General features: G+C 73.0%; 17 protein-coding genes, 1 pseudogene and 1 riboswitch. Of the genes and pseudogenes, 15 read left to right on the top strand and 3 right to left on the bottom strand.

Going from position 1 to position 16,858, the window contains the following annotated elements:
• Window positions 1-7 precede the first annotated feature (7 nt).
• The 12 genes from AB0J57_RS02560 to AB0J57_RS02505 all read left to right on the top strand — a co-directional run bounded on the left by AB0J57_RS02560 (window position 8) and on the right by AB0J57_RS02505 (window position 9,545).
• The gene (locus AB0J57_RS02560; RefSeq protein ID WP_366126062.1) at window positions 8-985 is read left to right on the top strand and encodes a sugar isomerase; all 978 of its coding nucleotides are present in this window, start codon (window positions 8-10) and stop codon (window positions 983-985) included.
• Entirely contained in the window at window positions 982-1,971 is a 990-nt protein-coding gene (locus AB0J57_RS02555; protein WP_366126061.1) for an ROK family protein, read from the top strand. Before AB0J57_RS02560 ends, AB0J57_RS02555 begins: the two co-directional genes overlap by 4 nt.
• Complete coding sequence (locus AB0J57_RS02550; protein WP_366126060.1) at window positions 1,959-2,792, top strand: class II fructose-bisphosphate aldolase; 834 nt, start codon at window positions 1,959-1,961, stop codon at window positions 2,790-2,792. Before AB0J57_RS02555 ends, AB0J57_RS02550 begins: the two co-directional genes overlap by 13 nt.
• Before the next feature lie 17 nt (window positions 2,793-2,809).
• Window positions 2,810-3,006, top strand: a riboswitch (cobalamin riboswitch).
• A gap of 38 nt (window positions 3,007-3,044) precedes the next feature.
• Complete coding sequence (locus AB0J57_RS02545; RefSeq protein ID WP_366126059.1) at window positions 3,045-4,076, top strand: ABC transporter substrate-binding protein; 1,032 nt, start codon at window positions 3,045-3,047, stop codon at window positions 4,074-4,076.
• Window positions 4,073-5,086, top strand: coding sequence for an iron chelate uptake ABC transporter family permease subunit (locus AB0J57_RS02540; protein ID WP_366126058.1), 1,014 nt, complete (start codon window positions 4,073-4,075; stop codon window positions 5,084-5,086). Before AB0J57_RS02545 ends, AB0J57_RS02540 begins: the two co-directional genes overlap by 4 nt.
• Window positions 5,083-5,865: an ABC transporter ATP-binding protein gene (locus AB0J57_RS02535; RefSeq protein ID WP_366126057.1), complete on the top strand. Its 783-nt coding sequence runs from the start codon at window positions 5,083-5,085 to the stop codon at window positions 5,863-5,865. The genes AB0J57_RS02540 and AB0J57_RS02535 overlap by 4 nt, the downstream gene beginning before the upstream one ends.
• An 85-nt stretch (window positions 5,866-5,950) precedes the next feature.
• Window positions 5,951-6,409 (top strand): MarR family winged helix-turn-helix transcriptional regulator, encoded by a 459-nt coding sequence (locus AB0J57_RS02530; RefSeq protein WP_366126056.1) that lies wholly within the window; start codon window positions 5,951-5,953, stop codon window positions 6,407-6,409.
• A gap of 231 nt (window positions 6,410-6,640) precedes the next feature.
• Window positions 6,641-7,162, top strand: coding sequence for a DUF6230 family protein (locus tag AB0J57_RS02525; RefSeq protein WP_366126451.1), 522 nt, complete (start codon window positions 6,641-6,643; stop codon window positions 7,160-7,162).
• A gap of 68 nt (window positions 7,163-7,230) precedes the next feature.
• Window positions 7,231-8,199, top strand: coding sequence for a DUF6114 domain-containing protein (locus AB0J57_RS02520; protein ID WP_366126055.1), 969 nt, complete (start codon window positions 7,231-7,233; stop codon window positions 8,197-8,199).
• A 60-nt stretch (window positions 8,200-8,259) separates the two neighbouring features.
• A complete protein-coding gene (locus AB0J57_RS02515) occupies window positions 8,260-8,454 on the top strand; it encodes a hypothetical protein (RefSeq protein ID WP_366126054.1) in 195 nt (64 codons plus the stop codon).
• Window positions 8,455-8,742: 288 nt separating this feature from the next.
• The gene (gene panD / locus AB0J57_RS02510; protein ID WP_366126053.1) at window positions 8,743-9,171 is read left to right on the top strand and encodes an aspartate 1-decarboxylase; all 429 of its coding nucleotides are present in this window, start codon (window positions 8,743-8,745) and stop codon (window positions 9,169-9,171) included.
• Between the two features lie 104 nt (window positions 9,172-9,275).
• On the top strand, window positions 9,276-9,545 hold the full coding sequence (locus tag AB0J57_RS02505) for a hypothetical protein (RefSeq protein ID WP_366126052.1): 270 nt from the start codon (window positions 9,276-9,278) through the stop codon (window positions 9,543-9,545).
• 8 nt (window positions 9,546-9,553) lie between these two features.
• Here AB0J57_RS02505 and gndA read toward each other — a convergent pair whose 3' ends face one another.
• Entirely contained in the window at window positions 9,554-10,993 is a 1,440-nt protein-coding gene (gene gndA / locus AB0J57_RS02500; RefSeq protein ID WP_366126051.1) for an NADP-dependent phosphogluconate dehydrogenase, read from the bottom strand.
• Window positions 10,994-11,198: 205 nt separating this feature from the next.
• Here gndA and AB0J57_RS02495 point away from each other — a divergent pair, with 205 nt between their 5' ends.
• The gene (locus AB0J57_RS02495) at window positions 11,199-12,392 is read left to right on the top strand and encodes a transglycosylase family protein (protein ID WP_366126050.1); all 1,194 of its coding nucleotides are present in this window, start codon (window positions 11,199-11,201) and stop codon (window positions 12,390-12,392) included.
• A 15-nt stretch (window positions 12,393-12,407) separates the two neighbouring features.
• Here AB0J57_RS02495 and AB0J57_RS02490 read toward each other — a convergent pair.
• A pseudogene (locus tag AB0J57_RS02490) lies at window positions 12,408-13,202 on the bottom strand (DMT family transporter); the annotation flags it as partial.
• 212 nt (window positions 13,203-13,414) lie between these two features.
• Between AB0J57_RS02490 and AB0J57_RS02485 the strand changes: the two are divergent.
• A complete protein-coding gene (locus AB0J57_RS02485; RefSeq protein ID WP_366126049.1) occupies window positions 13,415-14,881 on the top strand; it encodes an SDR family NAD(P)-dependent oxidoreductase in 1,467 nt (488 codons plus the stop codon).
• A gap of 280 nt (window positions 14,882-15,161) precedes the next feature.
• On the top strand, window positions 15,162-15,332 hold the full coding sequence (locus tag AB0J57_RS02480) for a hypothetical protein (RefSeq protein ID WP_366126048.1): 171 nt from the start codon (window positions 15,162-15,164) through the stop codon (window positions 15,330-15,332).
• A gap of 92 nt (window positions 15,333-15,424) precedes the next feature.
• On the opposite strand, the gene AB0J57_RS02475 is transcribed toward AB0J57_RS02480, so the two are convergent.
• The gene (locus AB0J57_RS02475; protein WP_366126047.1) at window positions 15,425-16,837 is read right to left on the bottom strand and encodes a lipase maturation factor family protein; all 1,413 of its coding nucleotides are present in this window, start codon (window positions 16,835-16,837) and stop codon (window positions 15,425-15,427) included.
• Window positions 16,838-16,858 lie beyond the last annotated feature (21 nt).

The raw sequence follows: 16,858 nt of genomic DNA, 5'->3' as shown, positions 1-16,858 counted from the left end.
AGCCACCATGAGTCATGTCGACGGGGAGATCGCCGGCCAGCCCGCGTGCTGGCGGCGTGCGCTGGAGGCGCGCCCGGCCGGGCTGCCGCAGGACGGCGAACGCGTCGCCGTCATCGGCTGCGGCACCTCCCTCCACATCGCCCAGGCGTACGCGTCACTGCGCGAATCCGCCGGGCTGGGGGAGACCGACGCCTTCGCCGCCTCCGCGTACCCGGTGACCCGCCGCTACGACCGTGCGCTCGCCATCACCCGCTCCGGCACCACGACGGAGGTGCTCACCACGCTGCGACGGCTGGCCGGGGACACCCCGACGGTCGCGCTCACCGGCGACCCCGGCACGCCCGTCCGTGATGTCGCGGGCACGGTCGTCGACCTGTCGTTCGCCGACGAGCGGTCGGTCGCGCAGACCAGGTTCGCCACCACGGCCCTCGTCCTGCTGCGCGCCGGCCTCGGTCTCGTACCGCCGGACCTGCCGGAACAGGCCGAGCGGGCCGTGCTCGCCCCACTCGCCGAAGAGGCGGTGGCCGCCGAGCAGTTCACCTTCCTCGGGACCGGCTGGACCGTCGGCCTCGCCCACGAGGCCGCGCTCAAACTGCGGGAGGCGGCCGGGGCGTGGACGGAGTCGTACGCGGCGATGGAGTACCGGCACGGCCCGATCAGCATCGCGGGACCCGGGCGAGCCGTCTGGTTCTTCGGCGCGCCGCCGGCCGGCCTCCTCGACGAGGTGCGGGCGACCGGCGCGTACGTCTCCGTCTCCCCGGCCGACCCGCTCGCCGAACTGGTGCGCGCCCAGCGCCTCGCGGTCGCCCTGGCCGGCCGGCGCGGCCTCGACCCCGACCGGCCCCGCCACCTCACCCGCTCCGTCGTCCTGGCCGACGCCGACGCCGACGCCGACGCCGACGCCGACGCCGACGCCGACGCCGACGCCGGGGCGGGAGCCGGGGCCGGGGCGGGAGCCGGGGCCGGCGTCCGGGTGGAGTCATGACGGTCATCGCCCTGGACGTCGGAGGCACGTACATCAAGGGCGGCGTACTCTCCGACGACGGCACCCTGCGCCACACCGAGCGCTGGTGCACGCGGGCGGACCGGGGCCCGGACGCCGTCCTGGAGACCGTGCTCGCCCGCGCCGCCGAACTGGCCGAACGCTGCCCGGCGGCCGAGGCGGCCGGGGTCGTCGTTCCCGGCATCGTCGACGAGTACGACGGCGTCTCCGTCCTCGCCACCAACCTCGGCTGGCGCGACGTACCCGTCAAGGACTGGCTGGCCGAACACCTCGACCTGCCCGTCGCGTTCGGGCACGACGTCCGGGCCGGCGGCCTCGCGGAGGCCAGGGCCGGCGCCGGGCGGGGCTGCGGCGACTTCCTCTTCGTGCCGGTCGGCACCGGGATCGCCGCCGCCGTGTTCACCGGGGGCCGGGCCCGGGCCCTGACCGGTGGCCATGGCGGCGCCGGGGAGCTGGGGCACCTCGTGGTGCGGCCCGGGGGAGAACGCTGCCACTGCGGCGCGCGGGGCTGCCTGGAGACCGTGGCGTCCGCCTCCGCCATCGCCCGCCGCTACTCCCGTGCCACCGGCCGGTGCGGCATCACCGCCAGGGACGTCCAGGGCCGGGCCCAAGCGGGGGACGCCAAGGCCGCCGCCATCTGGTCCGAGGCGGTCGAGGCCCTCGCCGACGCGCTGACCACCGCGATCACCCTGTACGACCCGGAGCGCGTCGTCATCGGCGGCGGCCTGTCCGGGGCCGGCGAGTCCTGTCTCGCCCCCTTGCGCGCCGCGCTCGCCGAACGCCTCACGTTCCAGGCCCGCTTCCGGGCCGTGCCCCAGGTCGTCGCGGCCCGGCTCGGCGACCGGGCGGGCTGCATGGGCGCGGCGTACCTCGCCCAGGACCTCCTGGCCCGCCGTTCGGGAGCGGTGTCGCCGTCACCCTCAACGCCCCTGCCCCGTACACCAGGAGAAGCACCATGCCCCTCGTAGGGACGGCCGACATCGTCACCCCCGCCGCACGCGCCGGAAGGGGCGTCGGGGCCTTCAACGTCATCCAGCTCGAACACGCCGAGGCCATCGTGGCGGGCGCCGAAGCGGCGGGCGCCCCCGTGGTCCTCCAGATCAGCGAGAACGCCGCCCGCTACCACGGCGCGCTCACCCCGATCGGCACGGCGACGCTGGCCGTCGCCCGCGCCGCGACGGTTCCGGTGGCCGTCCACCTGGACCACGCGACCTCGCCGGAGCTCGTCGCCGAAGCGGTGTCGCTGGGCTTCACGTCGGTGATGTACGACGCATCGACCCTGCCGTACGAGGAGAACGTCCGCGCCATGGCCGGCATACGGGCCCGCTGCCACGCGTCCGGTGTCTGGGTGGAGGCCGAACTGGGCGAGGTCGGCGGCAAGGACGGCGTGCACGCCCCGGGCGCCCGCACCGACCCGGACGAGGCGGCGGCCTTCGTCGCGGCCACGGGCGTGGACGCCCTGGCGGTGGCCGTGGGCACCTCGCACGCCATGCTCACCCGCGACGCCGCACCGGACTTCGCCCTGATCGCCGCGCTGCGTACCGCCGTCCCCGTACCCCTGGTGCTGCACGGCTCGTCGGGGGTCGCGGACCACGGCCTCGCCACGGCCGTGGGCCACGGCATGACCAAGGTCAACATCGCCACCCACCTGAACCGGGTCTTCACCGGCGCCGCCCGCCGGGCTCTCGACGCGGACCCCATGGTGGCCGACACACGCCACTACCTCGGTGCCGGGCGTACGGCCATGGCCCATGAGGTCACCCGCCTGCTCGGAGTCCTCGGCGCGTGAGCGCGAGTGGGCACCCGTGGTAGCTTGCGCAGGCCAGTCGTACTCCGTACGCGTGTACGTGAGTCAGGGAATCCGGTGCGAATCCGGAACTGACGCGCAGCGGTGAGGGTGACGGGCGTGGCAACCACAGCCACTGGGCCGGAGACCGGCCCGGGAAGGCGCCGCGCCCGGATGATCCCGAGTCCGAAGACCTGCTGGCGAACACGTACGGACGGGCCCCGCGCATGGGCCCTCGACGCTGAGGACTTCGCTGTGCCCATCACACGCCCGACCGCCTCGTTCGCCGCGCTCCTGTGCGGAGCCCTCCTCCTGACCGGCTGCGGGGGTGCCTCCGGCACGTCCCCCTCACCGGCGCAGGCCGGCATCCGCGTACTGGACAACTGCGGACAGAAGGTGGAGATCAAGGGGGACGGGCCGCGCCGGGCCGTCTCGCTCAACCAGGGCACCACCGAGATCATGCTGTCCCTCGGTCTCGCCGACCGGATGGCCGGAACCGCCACCTGGACCGACCCCGTCATGAAGGGCCTGGAGAAGGCGAACGCGGGCGTGACCCGGCTCGCCGAGAACAACCCCTCCTTCGAGAAGGTCCTCGACACCGAACCCGACTTCGTCGCCGCCTCGTTCGCCTCCACCCTCGGCAAGGGCGGCGTGGCCACGCGCGAGCAGTTCGCGAAGCTCGGCGTGCCCACCTACCTTTCCCCGTCCGACTGCGTGGGCAAGGACAACAGCGGCGACGGTGACGGCGTCCGCACCAAGCCGCTGACCATGGACACCGTGTACGGGGAGGTACGCGACCTCGCCCGCGTCTTCGGTGAGGAGAAGCGCGGCGAGGACCTGGTCGCGAGCCTCACGTCGCGTGTCGCCAAGGCGACCAAGGGACTCGATGCCTCGAAGGTCACTCTGCTGTACTGGTTCTCCGACGCGAACTCCCCCTACATGGCCGGGTGCTGCGGCGCCCCCGGCGTCATCACCCGCGAAGTCGGCGCCAAGAACGTCTTCGACGACACCACCGAGGAATGGCCGCAGATCAACTGGGAGACCGTGGCCGACCGCAACCCCGACGTCCTGGTGATCGGCGACCTCACCCGCAAGGCCCAGACCGGGGAGAGCGCCGCCAAGAAGATCGAGTTCCTGGAGTCCAACCCGGTCACGAGGAACATGGACGCCGTCAAGCACAAGCGGTACGTCCTCCTCAGCGGCCAGGCCATGAACCCCACCATCCGCACGGTGGAGGGCATCGAACAGGTCGCCGCCGCGCTCCGCGAGTTCGGCCTGTCTAAGTGACCGCCGCCCTGCTGCGAACGGCGGCGGGGCTCGCGGCACTCGCCGCGTCCGTCGCCCTCGCCATCACCATCGGCCCGGCCGACATCGTCGTCGCCGACGTCTGGTCCGTCGTGGCGTCCCACCTCGGCGGGGACGCCTCCGGCCTCACACCGATCCGCGACGGGATCGTGTGGAACCTGCGGCTGCCGCGCACCCTGCTGGCCGCCGTGTGCGGTGCCGGGCTGGCGCTGTGCGGGGCGGTGATGCAGTCGCTGCTGCGCAACCCGCTCGCCGACCCCTTCGTCCTGGGTGTCTCGTCCGGGGCCTCCACCGGAGCGGTCGTCGTGGTCGTCCTCGGTGCCGGCGGCGGAGCCCTGTCCGTCTCCGGGGGCGCCTTCGTGGGCGCGGTGTGCTCGTTCGCCGCGATGCTGCTGCTGAGCCATACCCTGGGCGGAACCACCGACCGGGTCGTGCTGTCCGGCGTCGCCGCGATGCAGTTGTTCTCCGCGCTCACCTCCTTCGTCGTGGTCACGTCCGCCGACGCCGAAACGACGCGCGGCGTGCTGTTCTGGCTGCTCGGCTCGCTCAGCGGCGCCGGCTGGACCGACGTGTGGCTGTGCCTGGCCGCCCTCGCCCTCACGCTGGCCGTCTGCCTGGCCCACGGCAGGACGCTGGACGCCTTCGCCTTCGGCCAGGACGCGGCAGCCACCCTGGGCGTGAACGTCGGCCGGGCGCGGCTGGTGCTGCTCTGCGTCACCGCACTGCTCACGGCGGCCCTCGTCAGCTCGGCCGGCGCCATCGGCTTCGTCGGCCTGGTGCTGCCGCACGCCGCCCGCGCCCTCGTCGGCCCCGGACACGCCCGGCTGCTGCCCGCCGCCGCGCTGGGCGGAGCCGTCTTCCTGGTGTGGATCGACACCCTCGCCCGGACCGTCATCGAACCGCAGGAGGTGCCGGTCGGCGTCGTGACCTCACTGGTCGGCGTGCCCGCCTTCGTACTCGTCCTGTACCGCACCCGGAGAGCCCACCGATGACCCTCAGCGCCGATCACGTCTCACGCGCCGCCGCCGGCACACCGATCCTCGACGGCGTCAGCATCACGCCGCCCCCCGGAGTCATGACCGGCCTCCTCGGCCCCAACGGCTCGGGAAAGTCCACCCTGTTGCGCCTCCTCTGCGGCGTGCTGGCCCCCGCCTCCGGAGTGGTCACCCTCGACGGCAGGCCTCTGGGCAGCCTGCGCCGCAGGGACGTCGCCCGGCGGGTGGCCGTCGTCGAACAGCAGGCGGACACCCTCGTCGAGCTGACCGTCACCGACGTCGTACGGCTCGGGCGCATCCCGCACCGGCGCCCCTGGGCGCCCCCGGCGGAGGCGGACGAGCGGGCCGTCGGCGACGCCCTGGAACGCACCGGCCTCGCCGACCGGGCCGACCAGCCCTGGCACACCCTCTCCGGAGGCGAGCGCCAGCGCGTCCAGATCGCCCGCGCCCTGGCACAGGAGCCGCGCGAACTCCTCCTCGACGAGCCGACCAACCACCTCGACATCCAGCACCAGCACGAGCTGCTGCACCTCGTCCGCACACTCGCCATCACCAGCGTGGTCGCCCTGCACGACCTCAACCTCGCCGCGATGTACTGCGACCACGTCGTGGTCCTCCGGCGAGGCCGGGTCGTCGCCACGGGCACACCCCGGGACGTACTGACCGAGACGCTGATCGCCGACGTCTACGGCGTACGGGCAGAGGTGACCGACCCCGACGCGACCGGACGCCCGCACATCCGGGTGCTCGGCGCTCCGGCGCACAAGGGCGCTTGACCTGAAGCGCGCTTGAGGTCCTACGTTGCGATCAATGCACCGCGTCGCATGAGGGCGACGGGTGCGGACCAGGGGAGAACACGGCATGGACCACGCCGACATGGAACTGGCCAAGCAGCCGATCGGCTACTGGACCGGAGTCGCCAACGACGCGGTGATCGGATACATCCGCGGCGAGCTGGCGCGGCTGGGCACGAGCCAGCCCCAGTACTGGCTGCTGCGCCACCTGTCCGTGAACGACCTCAACCCGGACGGCCAGGGGCAGACCGTACCGGAGCTGACCGGGCGGATGCGTGAGTTCCTGCGGGCCGAGGACGACCTGGGAGCGGAGTCCGACCGGCTCGTCGAGCGGGGCCGGCTGCGGCGGGACGGTGAGCGGCGCCTGTGGATCACCGACGCGGGAGAGGCGGCCAGGGCCGACATCAAACGGCACGTACCCGCCTGGCGGGAGCGCCTGCACGACGGCATCGACGACGCCGACTACGTCACCACGGTCAAGGTGCTGCGCCGCATGGTGGAGAACGTCGGCCGCGAGGCCGCGTGACGCCGCCCGCGCCCTTCTATTGACTCGCCGTCTAATTGAGTCCTAGCCTCCTGATGCCGCGTCAGTTCCCGCTGGCGCGGGCCGAGAGGACCTCGACCCGGCAGCACTTCCGTACGCACCACACGACGTTCGGGAGGATCAGTGAGCAGATCAACGCACCCCCGTGCCGGCACCACGAACTGGCGGAGGTCGGCGGCCCTCGCCGTGCCCGGCTTCGCCGCCGTGGGGGCCATGGCCCTCCTGATGGCCGAGGGCGCGCTCGCCGCCTCGTTCGCCGTCTCCGGTACGAACTTCCAAGTGGCTTCGAGCAAGCTCAGCAGCGACGGTCTGGCGTCGTACGTGCACACCGACCGGTCCGCCGACGGCAAGGGGCACCCGGTCGCCCTGCTCGGCCTGGACAAGGCGACCCTGACCGACATCTGCCAGTCCGCGCGGGTCAAGACACCCCTGGGCACCGTCGTGTTCAAGCTCAGCGCGGGCGGCGACGCGGGCACGGTGACCGCGCGGAACCTGGTGATCGACGGCGAGGACCTGGTGGGTGACGCACGGTTCGGCACGGCCGAGATCGGCCGCGACGCGTCCACGCTCGACGAGGTGCCCGGCGTCACGGGGCCGCAAGGGGCGTTCGGCCTCCAGGCGGGAGACATCGAGGTGAGCGAGGTCCGCTCGCACGCCTGGTCGGCCACGGGCGGGAACTTCCGCCTCAAGGGCCTGAAACTCGCCGTCAAACTGGGTGGCACACAGTGCTTCTGAGCGTCTTGCGCCGCCACCGGGACCGGCCGCGGCGGCCGCGGCGACTTCGGATACGGGTGCGGAGGCGGATGCGTGTGCGGGAGCGGACGCGGCGGTTCGCGGACCGGCTCGACCGACGCCTGCCTCTGCCGGGGGCCCGCCACCGCTTCCGCGACTGGCGCCGTGCCCGCCCGTTCGGGGGCGGGCTGTTGCTGGTCCTGGCAGGCGCCGAACTGCTCCTCGTACCGCTGTCCCCCATCCCCGTCCTGGTGAGCCTGGGACTCGGCGGCATCGCCGCGATCGCCATCGGCCTGGCGCTGATCGCGGCCGGCGTCTTCCTCTGGGTCCTGCCCCACACCCGGCACTACGTGAGCGTGAACGCCCTGATCCTGTCGGTGGTGGCCTTCGCGGCCACCAATCTCGGCGGGTTCCTTGTGGGGACCGCGCTGGGAATCCTGGGCAGCGCCCTTGGGTTCGGCTGGACCCCGGCCGACGAGCCCGTCTCGAAGGCCGGGGCCGACGGCGTGGGCGAAGCCGGCTCGGGGCCCACGGCACCGCGCGCACTGGCCGTACTGCTGCCCGCGGCCCTCCTGGCCGCCGCGGCCGTGACCACCGGGGGCGGCCGCGCCGAAGCCGCCCCGGGCGGCCCTCCCCCCGCCTCCCGCACGCCGCCCACGATCACCGCCGAGGAGTTCCGCCCGCAGGGCTTCATCGTCGCCGGCGTACGGGAGATCCCGACGGTGGACGGCACGCAGAGGGTGATGGTGCTGCGCATGCGGGCCGCGTCCCTGCGCGACTACCGCATGACCACCCGGGACGGCGCCCCGCGCCTCGCACTCGGCGCCGGCCGGCTCGACCTGCGCGGTGACGTCACCCTGTACCTGACCCGCTTCCACGGTTGCGTGGAGGGGCTGATCTGCCTGACCTTCACGCCCGACCGGCTGCCCGTGCCGCCGCTGGTACCCCCCTTCGTGTTCCTCACGGACGTGACGGCGGAGCAGGCTCTGGTCACCTCCGACACGATCACGGCGCAGCGCCTGGTGCTGCGCGCCTCATGACGACCGCCTCCGCTGCCGCGCCGCCAGTGGTCGCACGCGAGGGGTGAGCGGGGCTCTGCGGTGGACGGTGCCGGCGGCCGGCTCACCTTCACCTTCGAGGCCAAGGGCAAGGGGACCACCCGGTTCACGCTGCTGCACTGCACGTTCGCCACCTGCCAGGGCAACACCTCCACCCGGCCCCCCGAGACGACCGGACCCTCCGCCACCCCGACCACGGCCCCCGAGCGCATCACCTGCACCGTCACCGTCGACTGAGCCGCAGCGCACGGACGACCACCGAGCAGAAGCGGATGACCCGGGCGCGGGGCCGGAGTACGTGACCTGAGCCCCCGGCCGGCCGTGCAGCGGTGCGGGACAAGGGGGACGTGACGGGGATCTCGCTGAGGTTCGGGGCGTCAGTCCGTACTCTGGTCGCGCTTGTCGGTCGCTGGTGAGGCCGGGCGCCCGCCACTCATCGTGGGTGGAAGGGAGCCGTTGTAGGCTGAGTGAACAGCCCTTGACCTGCGCAAAGCAGGCAGGGAGCCGAATTCAGGGAGTTTCTCCATGCTGCGCACCATGTTCAAGTCCAAGATCCATCGAGCCACCGTGACCCAGGCGGATCTCCACTACGTGGGTTCCGTCACCGTCGACGCCGACCTGATGGAGGCGGCCGATCTGCTGCCGGGCGAGTTGGTGCACATCGTGGACATCGACAACGGCGCACGCCTGGAGACGTACGTCATCGAGGGTGAGCGCGGCTCGGGGGTGATCGGTATCAATGGCGCGGCCGCCCACCTGGTGCACCCCGGTGATCTGGTGATCCTGATCAGTTACGCCCAGGTCGACGACGCCGAGGCGCGCTCGCTGGTGCCGCGTGTCGTGCACGTCGACGGGGCCAACAGGATCGTGGAGCTCGGGTCCGACGCGTCCGCGCCCGTGCCCGGCACCGACACCGCGCGCAGCCCGCACGCCGTTCCGGCCGCCCGGAGCTGACCGTCCCGGGGTGGGCGTAACCCGATGAGTGATCCCGCCGCGCGGGGGAACGCGCAGCGGGAGAGCCTGGAACGTGCACGGCCGAACCGTCCAGGGAGCGCGCCATGACCAGCCCGAACCCGTTCCCCACCGACCCCGTACCGCCCGCGCCGACGCCGCCGCCCGGCCCGCCGGACCCGGTGCCGCCGACGCCCGTACCGCAGCCGGGCCCGCCGGGCCCCGAACCGGGTCCGGCCCCCGGCCCGGTGCCGACCCCGACGCCGCCACCGCACCCCGGGCCGCCGCCGCCCGGGCCGTCCCCCGACCCGGTGCCCAAGCCGCCCGGACCCGACCCGGTACCCGGTCCGGAGCCTGAGCCCGGCCCGATGAGCTGACGTCGGCGTCAGGCGTCCACCTCTGAGCGGTCACCGCCCCAGAGGGTGTGGAAGGAACCCTCCCGGTCGGTCCGCCGGTAGGTGTGCGCCCCGAAGAAGTCCCGCTGCCCCTGCGTGAGGGCAGCGGGCAGTCGGAGCGCCCGCAGCGCGTCGTAGTACGCCAGCGCCGCCGAGAACCCCGGCGTCGGCACGCCCCGCCGCGCCGCGGCCGCCACCACCGCGCGCCAGTCGTCCTGGGCCGCCCCGATCTCCTCCGCGAAGCCCTCGTCGGCCAGCAGGCACGCCAGCCCCGGCCGGGCGGCGTACGCGCCCCGGATCCGGTCGAGGAACGCCGCCCGGATGATGCAGCCCGCCCGCCACAGGGACGCCACCGTGCCGGGATCGACCTTCCACCCGTACGTCTCGCTGCCCGCCCGGATCTGGTCGAAGCCCTGCGTGTACGAGACGATCTTCGACGCGTACAGCGCCCGCTCGACCCGCCCGGCGAAACGCGCCGCCTCCGCCTCGGCCAGCGGTGCCACGGTGGGACCCGGCAGCGACCGGGACACCTCGCGCAGCTCGTCGTGTCCCGACAGCGACCGCGCGAACACCGCCTCCGCGATCCCCGGCACCGGCACGCCCAGGTCCAGCGCGCTCTGGACCGTCCACCGCCCCGTGCCCTTCTGCTCGGCGCGGTCGGCCACGACGTCGACGAAGGGCTCCCCGCTCGCCGCGTCCGTGTGGGCGAGCACCTCCGCCGTGATCTCCATCAGGTACGAGTCCAGGCGCCCCGCGTTCCAGGTGCGGAACGTCCCGGCGATCCGCTCGGGGGAGTAGCCCGCCACCTCGCGCAGCAGGTGGTACGCCTCGGCGATGAGCTGCATGTCGGCGTACTCGATGCCGTTGTGCACCATCTTCACGAAGTGACCGGCGCCGTCCGGGCCGACGTGGGCCACGCACGGTGTGCCGTCCGGCGCCCTGGCGGCGATCCGCTCCAGGAGGGGGCCGAGGGACGCGTACGCCTCGGCCGACCCGCCCGGCATGATGCTCGGCCCGTGCAGCGCGCCCTCCTCACCGCCCGAGATGCCGGCTCCCACGAAGTGGATTCCACGCTTCCGTAGCTCGTTCTCGCGGCGCCGGGTGTCGGCGAAGTGCGCGTTGCCGCCGTCGATGACGACGTCACCCGGCTCCAGCAGCGGCGTGAACTCCTCGATCACCGCGTCCGTCGGCTCTCCCGCCTTCACCATGACGACCAGGCGTCGCGGCCGCTCCAGCGCCGCGACGAACTCCTCGGCGCTCCTCGCGGCGACGAACGCTCCCTCGCCACCGAACTCCTCGACCAGCGCCTCCGTCCTGCCGGACGTCCGGTTGTGCACGGCGACCGTGAAGCCGTTGCGGGCGAAGTTGCGCGCGAGGTTGCGGCCCATGACCGCGAGCCCGGTGACGCCGATCTGGGCAGTGCCACTCATCTGTGTACTCCTGGCTTCCGGTGGGTTCCGCGTGTGGGTACGCGGGCGTACGCGTCCATACGCGGCCCGGGAGCAGGACGTTCACCGGTGATCCGTCAACCCGCCCTTCGGCGGGGGCATTTGACGTGCAACGCGCCCCCTTGTCACGGCCTGTCGGGTGCCTCTAGCTTGGGCGACTGCTGACGTGTGCAAGGGGGGACCGCCCATGGCCGTACGCGGACGACACCGCCGGTATCAGCCCAGCCGTATCAACCGGGCATCGCTCACCGTCACGGCGAGCGGCGCCGGGATGGCGCTGCCGCTGATAGGAGCGGGCCAGGCGCACGCCGCGTCGGTGGACGTCTGGGAGAAGGTCGCGGCCTGCGAGTCCACCAACAACTGGAAGATCAACTCGGGCAACGGCTTCTACGGCGGGCTCCAGTTCACCCAGTCGACCTGGGAGGCGTACGGCGGTACCCGCTACGCGCCGCGCGCCGACCTCGCGACCAAGGACCAGCAGATCGCCATCGCCGAGAAGGTGCTCAAGGGACAGGGCCCGCGCGCCTGGCCCACCTGTTCGGTCAAGGCGGGGCTCACCCGGGGCGGCGACGCGCCCGACATCGCACCGCAGGCGCGACCGGCGGCGAAGGAGCGGGGCAGGCCCCGGACCCAGACTCCGCCCGCGACCCCCACCACCGTGCCCGGGAAGCGCGAGAGCTACACCGTGGCGCGGGGCGACTCCCTGTCGGGCATCGCCGAGGCGGAGAAGGTCAGGGGCGGCTGGCAGCGGCTGTACGCCGACAACCGCACGGTCATCGGCAGCGACCCCGACCTGATCATGCCGGGGCAGAAACTGACGCTGCGCACGACCGCCCCGAAGCCCGCAACGGCGGCCCCCGAGCGGCCCGCCGCGAAACCACCCGCCGCCAAGCCCGCCCCCGCCAAACCACCCGCCGCCAAGCCCGCAACCGCCAAGCCCGCCACCGCGAAACCGGCCGTTCCCCGGCCCCGGACCGCCGGATTCAGCGCGCCCGTGGACGCCGGGCCCAGCACCGCCTACCGCAAGGCGGGCTCCGCCTGGGCCAGCGGCTACCACACCGGCGTCGACTTCGCGGTCCCCACCGGCACCGCCGTGAAGGCCGTGGCACCCGGCCGGGTGGTCTCCGCGGGCTGGGGCGGCGCGTACGGGTACCAGGTCGTCATCCGGCACGAGGACGGCAGGTACAGCCAGTACGCCCACCTCTCCGCGCTCACCGTGCGCGAAGGGCAGCGGGTCACCAGCGGCCAGCGGATCGCCCGTTCAGGGTCGACCGGCAACAGCACCGGGCCGCACCTCCACTTCGAGGTGCGCACGGGGCCGGGGTACGGCTCCGACATCGACCCCCTCGCCTACCTGCGGGCGGGCGGCGTCCGGCTCTGACGGCGGCGGCACGGCGGTGAGCAGGATCAGCCCGCCCGCCGCCACCACGCCGCACCCCAGCGCCAGTACGGTGCCGGCCACCCCGTACCGGAACTGCTCGCCGAACAGCGTGATGCCGACGACCGCCGCCACCACCGGGTTGACGACGGTCACGGTCGCCAGGGGCGCCGTCAGCCCGGCGCCCCGGTAGGACGCCTGGGTCAGCAGCAGCCCGGCCGCCCCCAGCGCGGCGATCACCAGCAGGCCCGGCCACTGGCCGAGCGGCGCGGCGGCCGTGAAGTCCGCCGCGACCGCCTTGGTGAACACCGAGGCGGTCCCGAACGCCACGCCCGCCGCCGCCCCCAGCAGCACCCCGCGCACCACCGCCCGGCGCACGCCCCGCGCGGCCAGGAACAGCGCCGCCACCGCCCCGGCGCACACCACCGCCAGCAGCGGCCGCGCCCCGCCGTCCAGCGGCCGGCCGTCGCCCGGGCCGGCCAGCGTCAGCAGCCCGGCCAGCCCCGCCGTCGCCATCACCGCCCCGCGCCACGCGCCCGCCCCCGCCCGCCGCCCCGCGAAGACCGCCGTCATCGGCAGGGCGAACACGATCGTCAGCGCGCCCAGCGGCTGCACCAGGCTCAGCGGGCCGTAGGCCAGCGCCACGACGTGCAGCAGACCGCCCACGCCGTTCAGCAGCACGGCCGCCCACCAGGCGGGGGCGGACAGGACGGGAGGGGCGGTCGCGGCGACGCGCTCCTGCACGATCGCCCCGGCCGCGTAGGCGACCGCGGAGACCAGCGACAGCAGCACGGACAGCGCGAGGGAGCTCATGCGTCAACGATCTCCACCCCAGCGGGCCACGTCGTCGTCCGTGAGCACGCAATCGCCCGTACTGCCGTCGCAGTACGGGAGTACGGGCGGGAGCCTGCGGGGACCCGGGTCGACCGTTTGGCGGCCGGGCCCTCCACTGACGTAAAGTGCGGCTTTTGAAAAGTATTGAAAAGTAAACGTGGCATACGAGTGATCGAGGAACGGCAACGGCCATGACGGTGACTGAAGAGAACCAGGCGTACGGGCCGGGCATCGACCCCGAGCGTCTGGCCGTCTGCCTGAGCGTCCTGGAAGAGCTCGACCAACTGGACGTCGACCACCCGGACGCCATCGCCGTCCGCCGCGCCACGGCCGGGATCTACCGCACCGTGAAGCAGCGCCGCCGCCAGGAGCGCCGGGCCGCCAAGACCGCCCACGACAAGGCGGTCACCGAGGCCACCGCGACCGGCTCGGCCGAGCGGATCGACGACGAGACGCAGGGCCTGCTGCCGTCCTCCTCCGTGGTCGGCGAGATCGCCGGCATACTCCAGCGCCCGCGCTCCTGCTACATCTGCAAGACCCGGTACGTCGAGGTCGACGCCTTCTACCACCAGCTCTGCCAGAAGTGCGCCGCCGAGAACCGCGCCAAGCGCGACGCCCGAACCGACCTCACCGGCCGCCGCGCCCTGCTGACCGGTGGCCGCGCCAAGATCGGCATGTACATCGCGCTGCGGCTGCTGCGTGACGGTGCCCACACCACCATCACCACCCGCTTCCCCAACGACGCGATCCGCCGCTTCAAGGCGATGCCGGACAGCGACGAGTGGATCCACCGTCTGAAGATCGTCGGCATCGACCTGCGCGACCCGGCGCAGGTCGTCGCCCTCGCCGACTCGGTCGCCGCCGAGGGCCCGCTGGACATCCTGATCAACAACGCGGCCCAGACCGTACGCCGCTCCCCGCAGGCGTACAGCGAGCTGGTCGCCGCCGAGTCCGCCCCGCTGCCCGCGGGCGAGCTGCCGTCCGCCGAGGTCATCGGCACCTTCGGCAGCGGCGCCGTGGAGACGATGGCCGCCCTGCCGGGGCCCCGCGACGGCGATCGTCTGACCGCCCAGGACGTCACCGACCTCGCCCTCGTCAGCGGCTCCGCCTCCCTGGAGCGCATCGCCGCGGGCACCGCGATCGACGCGGGCGGCCTGGTGCCGGACCTGCACGACACCAATAGCTGGATCCAGACGGTTTCCGAGGTCGATCCCGTCGAACTTCTGGAAGTCCAGCTCTGCAACTCCACCGCGCCGTTCATCCTCATCAGCCGGCTCCGCCGGTCGATGGCCGCGTCCTCGGCACGGCGTACGTACGTGGTGAACGTCTCCGCCATGGAGGGCGTCTTCAGCCGCGGCTACAAGGGCGCCGGGCACCCGCACACCAACATGGCCAAGGCCGCGCTCAACATGCTCACGCGCACCAGCGCCCAGGAGATGTTCGAGAGCGACCGCATCCTGATGACCGCGGTCGACACCGGCTGGATCACCGACGAGCGCCCGCACCCCGACAAGATGCGGCTCGCCGAGGCGGGCTTCCACGCCCCGCTCGACCTGATCGACGGCGCGGCCCGGGTCTACGACCCGATCGTGCGCGGCGAGATGGGCGAGGACCTGTACGGCTGCTTCCTCAAGGACTACGCGCCCTCGAAGTGGTGATCCGGCACAGGACGCCCCGCCACGGGTGATCCGGCACGCGTGCCCGGAAGCGGGCAACGTGTCCGGATACTGACTATGTGACGCGTTCCATCGAGCGGAAGTGCGCTCATTTGGTTAACCTGAAGCGAACGGCTCGCCGCCAGGGATCCACGAAACCCCCTCAGGCGGGCCCCGGGGACAAGCCTGCCACCAAGGCTGCGTTTCCGCCCGAGTAACCGGCGCCACCGCGACCGAACGGCAGTACATGTCCTCATAGGTTCGCGACACGAAGGAGTGCGCGGTGACACCAGAACTCACGAAGCAGGAGCAGCGGCCGGCGGATATCGGCGAACGATCCGCGGGGCCGGACACCCTCGGCAGCCTCGAAGTGTGGGCCCGTTCGGCCCCGATCCGGCTGGCCGGATACGAGGAGGACCTCGCCGAGCCGCACATCCTGCCCGGCATCGACTGACCGGCCGGTCCACCGGCCGGCCCCGGCGAGCCGGTTCGTACCGTGCGCCCCGTGCCCCCCGCCCTCCGGCGGGGGGCACGCGCATGCGGCGGTCAGGACAGCCGGGTGGGCGGCAGGAACTCCCGCACGTACGTCCGGTGCCACCAGGCGCCCGTCTCCCGCAGTTCACGCCAGGTGGTGAAGCGGTAGCGGTACAGCCGGGCGCGGATCCGGACGGGCGGGGCGTCGGGGAAGGGGTTGTGGCGCAGCAGCCGCAGCGTGTCGCGGTCCCCTTCGAGCAGCTTCTCCACGAAGGGCGCGAACCAGGAGTACGCGTACGCGGGGGAGAGCGCCGCGAACCACATCAGCCAGTCGAGGCGCAGGTGGTACGGGGCGAACTGGCGCGGCAGTCGCCGTACGTCGCCGGGCTTGCCCTTGAACTCGTACTCCCGCCACACCGTGCCCGGGTGGACGGTCGGCTCGTCGGTGCCCTCGATCACGATCTCGTGCCGGACGCGGCCGACGGTGCCGAAGGCCCCGTAGGTGTTGACCAGGTGCAGCGGGTCGAAGGAGCGGTTCATGGCCTGGTGGCGGGAGACCAGGTTGCGTGCCGGACGCCAACTGAGGACCACCACCAGAGCGGTGACGGCGATGACCAGGATTCCGTACCACAGCGGGGGATGGGGCAGCGCGGGCGCGTCGGCCACGAGGGAGCCGTCCACGGCCGACAGGGCGAGCACGATCGTGATCCAGTTCAGCCAGGAGAAGTTGCCCGACAGCACCAGCCAGAGCTGCGTCAGGGCGATGAGGCCCGCCGCCGCGCTCGCCACGGGCTGCGGGGTGAACAGCAGGAACGGCACGACGAGTTGCGTCACATGGTTGGCCGCCACCTCCACCCGGTGCAGGGGCCTGGGGAGGTGGTGGAAGAACCAGCTCAGCGGCCCCGGCATCGGCTGGGTCTCGTGGTGGTAGTACAGGCAGGTCAGGTTCCGCCAGCAGGCGTCGCCGCGCAGTTTGATCAGGCCCGCCCCGAACTCCACCCGGAACAGCAGCCAGCGCAGCAGGAACAGGATCAGGATGGGCGGGGCGGTGTCCTCGTTGCCGAGGAAGACGGCGAGGAAACCCGCCTCCAGGAGCAGCGATTCCCAGCCGAAGCCGTACCAGGTCTGCCCGACGTTGACGATGGACAGGTACAGCGCCCACAGCACCGCCCACATCAGCATCGCCACGGCGAGCGGTACCGCGTCGCCCGCGCCCGCGACGAGCGCCAGCGACAGCGCCGCCCCCGTCCAGGCGCAGAGCGCGAAGAACCGGTCCGAGTAGTGCAGATGGAAGACGCTGGGCGCCACCCGGGGCGGGACGCGGCGCAGGTACGCGGGCACCGGCAGCATGCCGCGTTCGCCGATCAGTGCCCGGAACTGGAGGGCGGCGCAGAGGAACGCGACCAGGTAGATCCCGGCCAGAGCCCGCTGGAAGACCAGCCGGCTCAGCCAGTAGTCGGACGAGGCGAACCAGAACCACTCCATCGGTTCCAGTATCGGCCGCCC

Source organism: Streptomyces sp. NPDC049837 (genome assembly GCF_040674455.1).
Lineage (GTDB): Bacteria > Actinomycetota > Actinomycetes > Streptomycetales > Streptomycetaceae > Streptomyces.
Note: the sequence above shows the minus strand (reverse complement) of the source record. Positions and strands in the feature narration are given on the sequence as shown.

What these genes read in the sequence shown, in the direction of transcription:
- AB0J57_RS02475 (WP_366126047.1), bottom strand. Translation starts at nt 16,837, where the DNA reads ATGGAGTGGTTCTGGTTCGCCTCGTCCGACTACTGGCTGAGCCGGCTG.
- AB0J57_RS02485 (WP_366126049.1), top strand. Translation starts at nt 13,415, where the DNA reads ATGACGGTGACTGAAGAGAACCAGGCGTACGGGCCGGGCATCGACCCC.
- gndA (WP_366126051.1), bottom strand. Translation starts at nt 10,993, where the DNA reads ATGAGTGGCACTGCCCAGATCGGCGTCACCGGGCTCGCGGTCATGGGC.
- AB0J57_RS02530 (WP_366126056.1), top strand. Translation starts at nt 5,951, where the DNA reads ATGGACCACGCCGACATGGAACTGGCCAAGCAGCCGATCGGCTACTGG.
- AB0J57_RS02495 (WP_366126050.1), top strand. Translation starts at nt 11,199, where the DNA reads ATGGCCGTACGCGGACGACACCGCCGGTATCAGCCCAGCCGTATCAAC.
- AB0J57_RS02505 (WP_366126052.1), top strand. Translation starts at nt 9,276, where the DNA reads ATGACCAGCCCGAACCCGTTCCCCACCGACCCCGTACCGCCCGCGCCG.
- AB0J57_RS02550 (WP_366126060.1), top strand. Translation starts at nt 1,959, where the DNA reads ATGCCCCTCGTAGGGACGGCCGACATCGTCACCCCCGCCGCACGCGCC.
- AB0J57_RS02535 (WP_366126057.1), top strand. Translation starts at nt 5,083, where the DNA reads ATGACCCTCAGCGCCGATCACGTCTCACGCGCCGCCGCCGGCACACCG.
- AB0J57_RS02525 (WP_366126451.1), top strand. Translation starts at nt 6,641, where the DNA reads ATGGCCCTCCTGATGGCCGAGGGCGCGCTCGCCGCCTCGTTCGCCGTC.
- panD (WP_366126053.1), top strand. Translation starts at nt 8,743, where the DNA reads ATGCTGCGCACCATGTTCAAGTCCAAGATCCATCGAGCCACCGTGACC.
- AB0J57_RS02520 (WP_366126055.1), top strand. Translation starts at nt 7,231, where the DNA reads ATGCGTGTGCGGGAGCGGACGCGGCGGTTCGCGGACCGGCTCGACCGA.
- AB0J57_RS02555 (WP_366126061.1), top strand. Translation starts at nt 982, where the DNA reads ATGACGGTCATCGCCCTGGACGTCGGAGGCACGTACATCAAGGGCGGC.
- AB0J57_RS02560 (WP_366126062.1), top strand. Translation starts at nt 8, where the DNA reads ATGAGTCATGTCGACGGGGAGATCGCCGGCCAGCCCGCGTGCTGGCGG.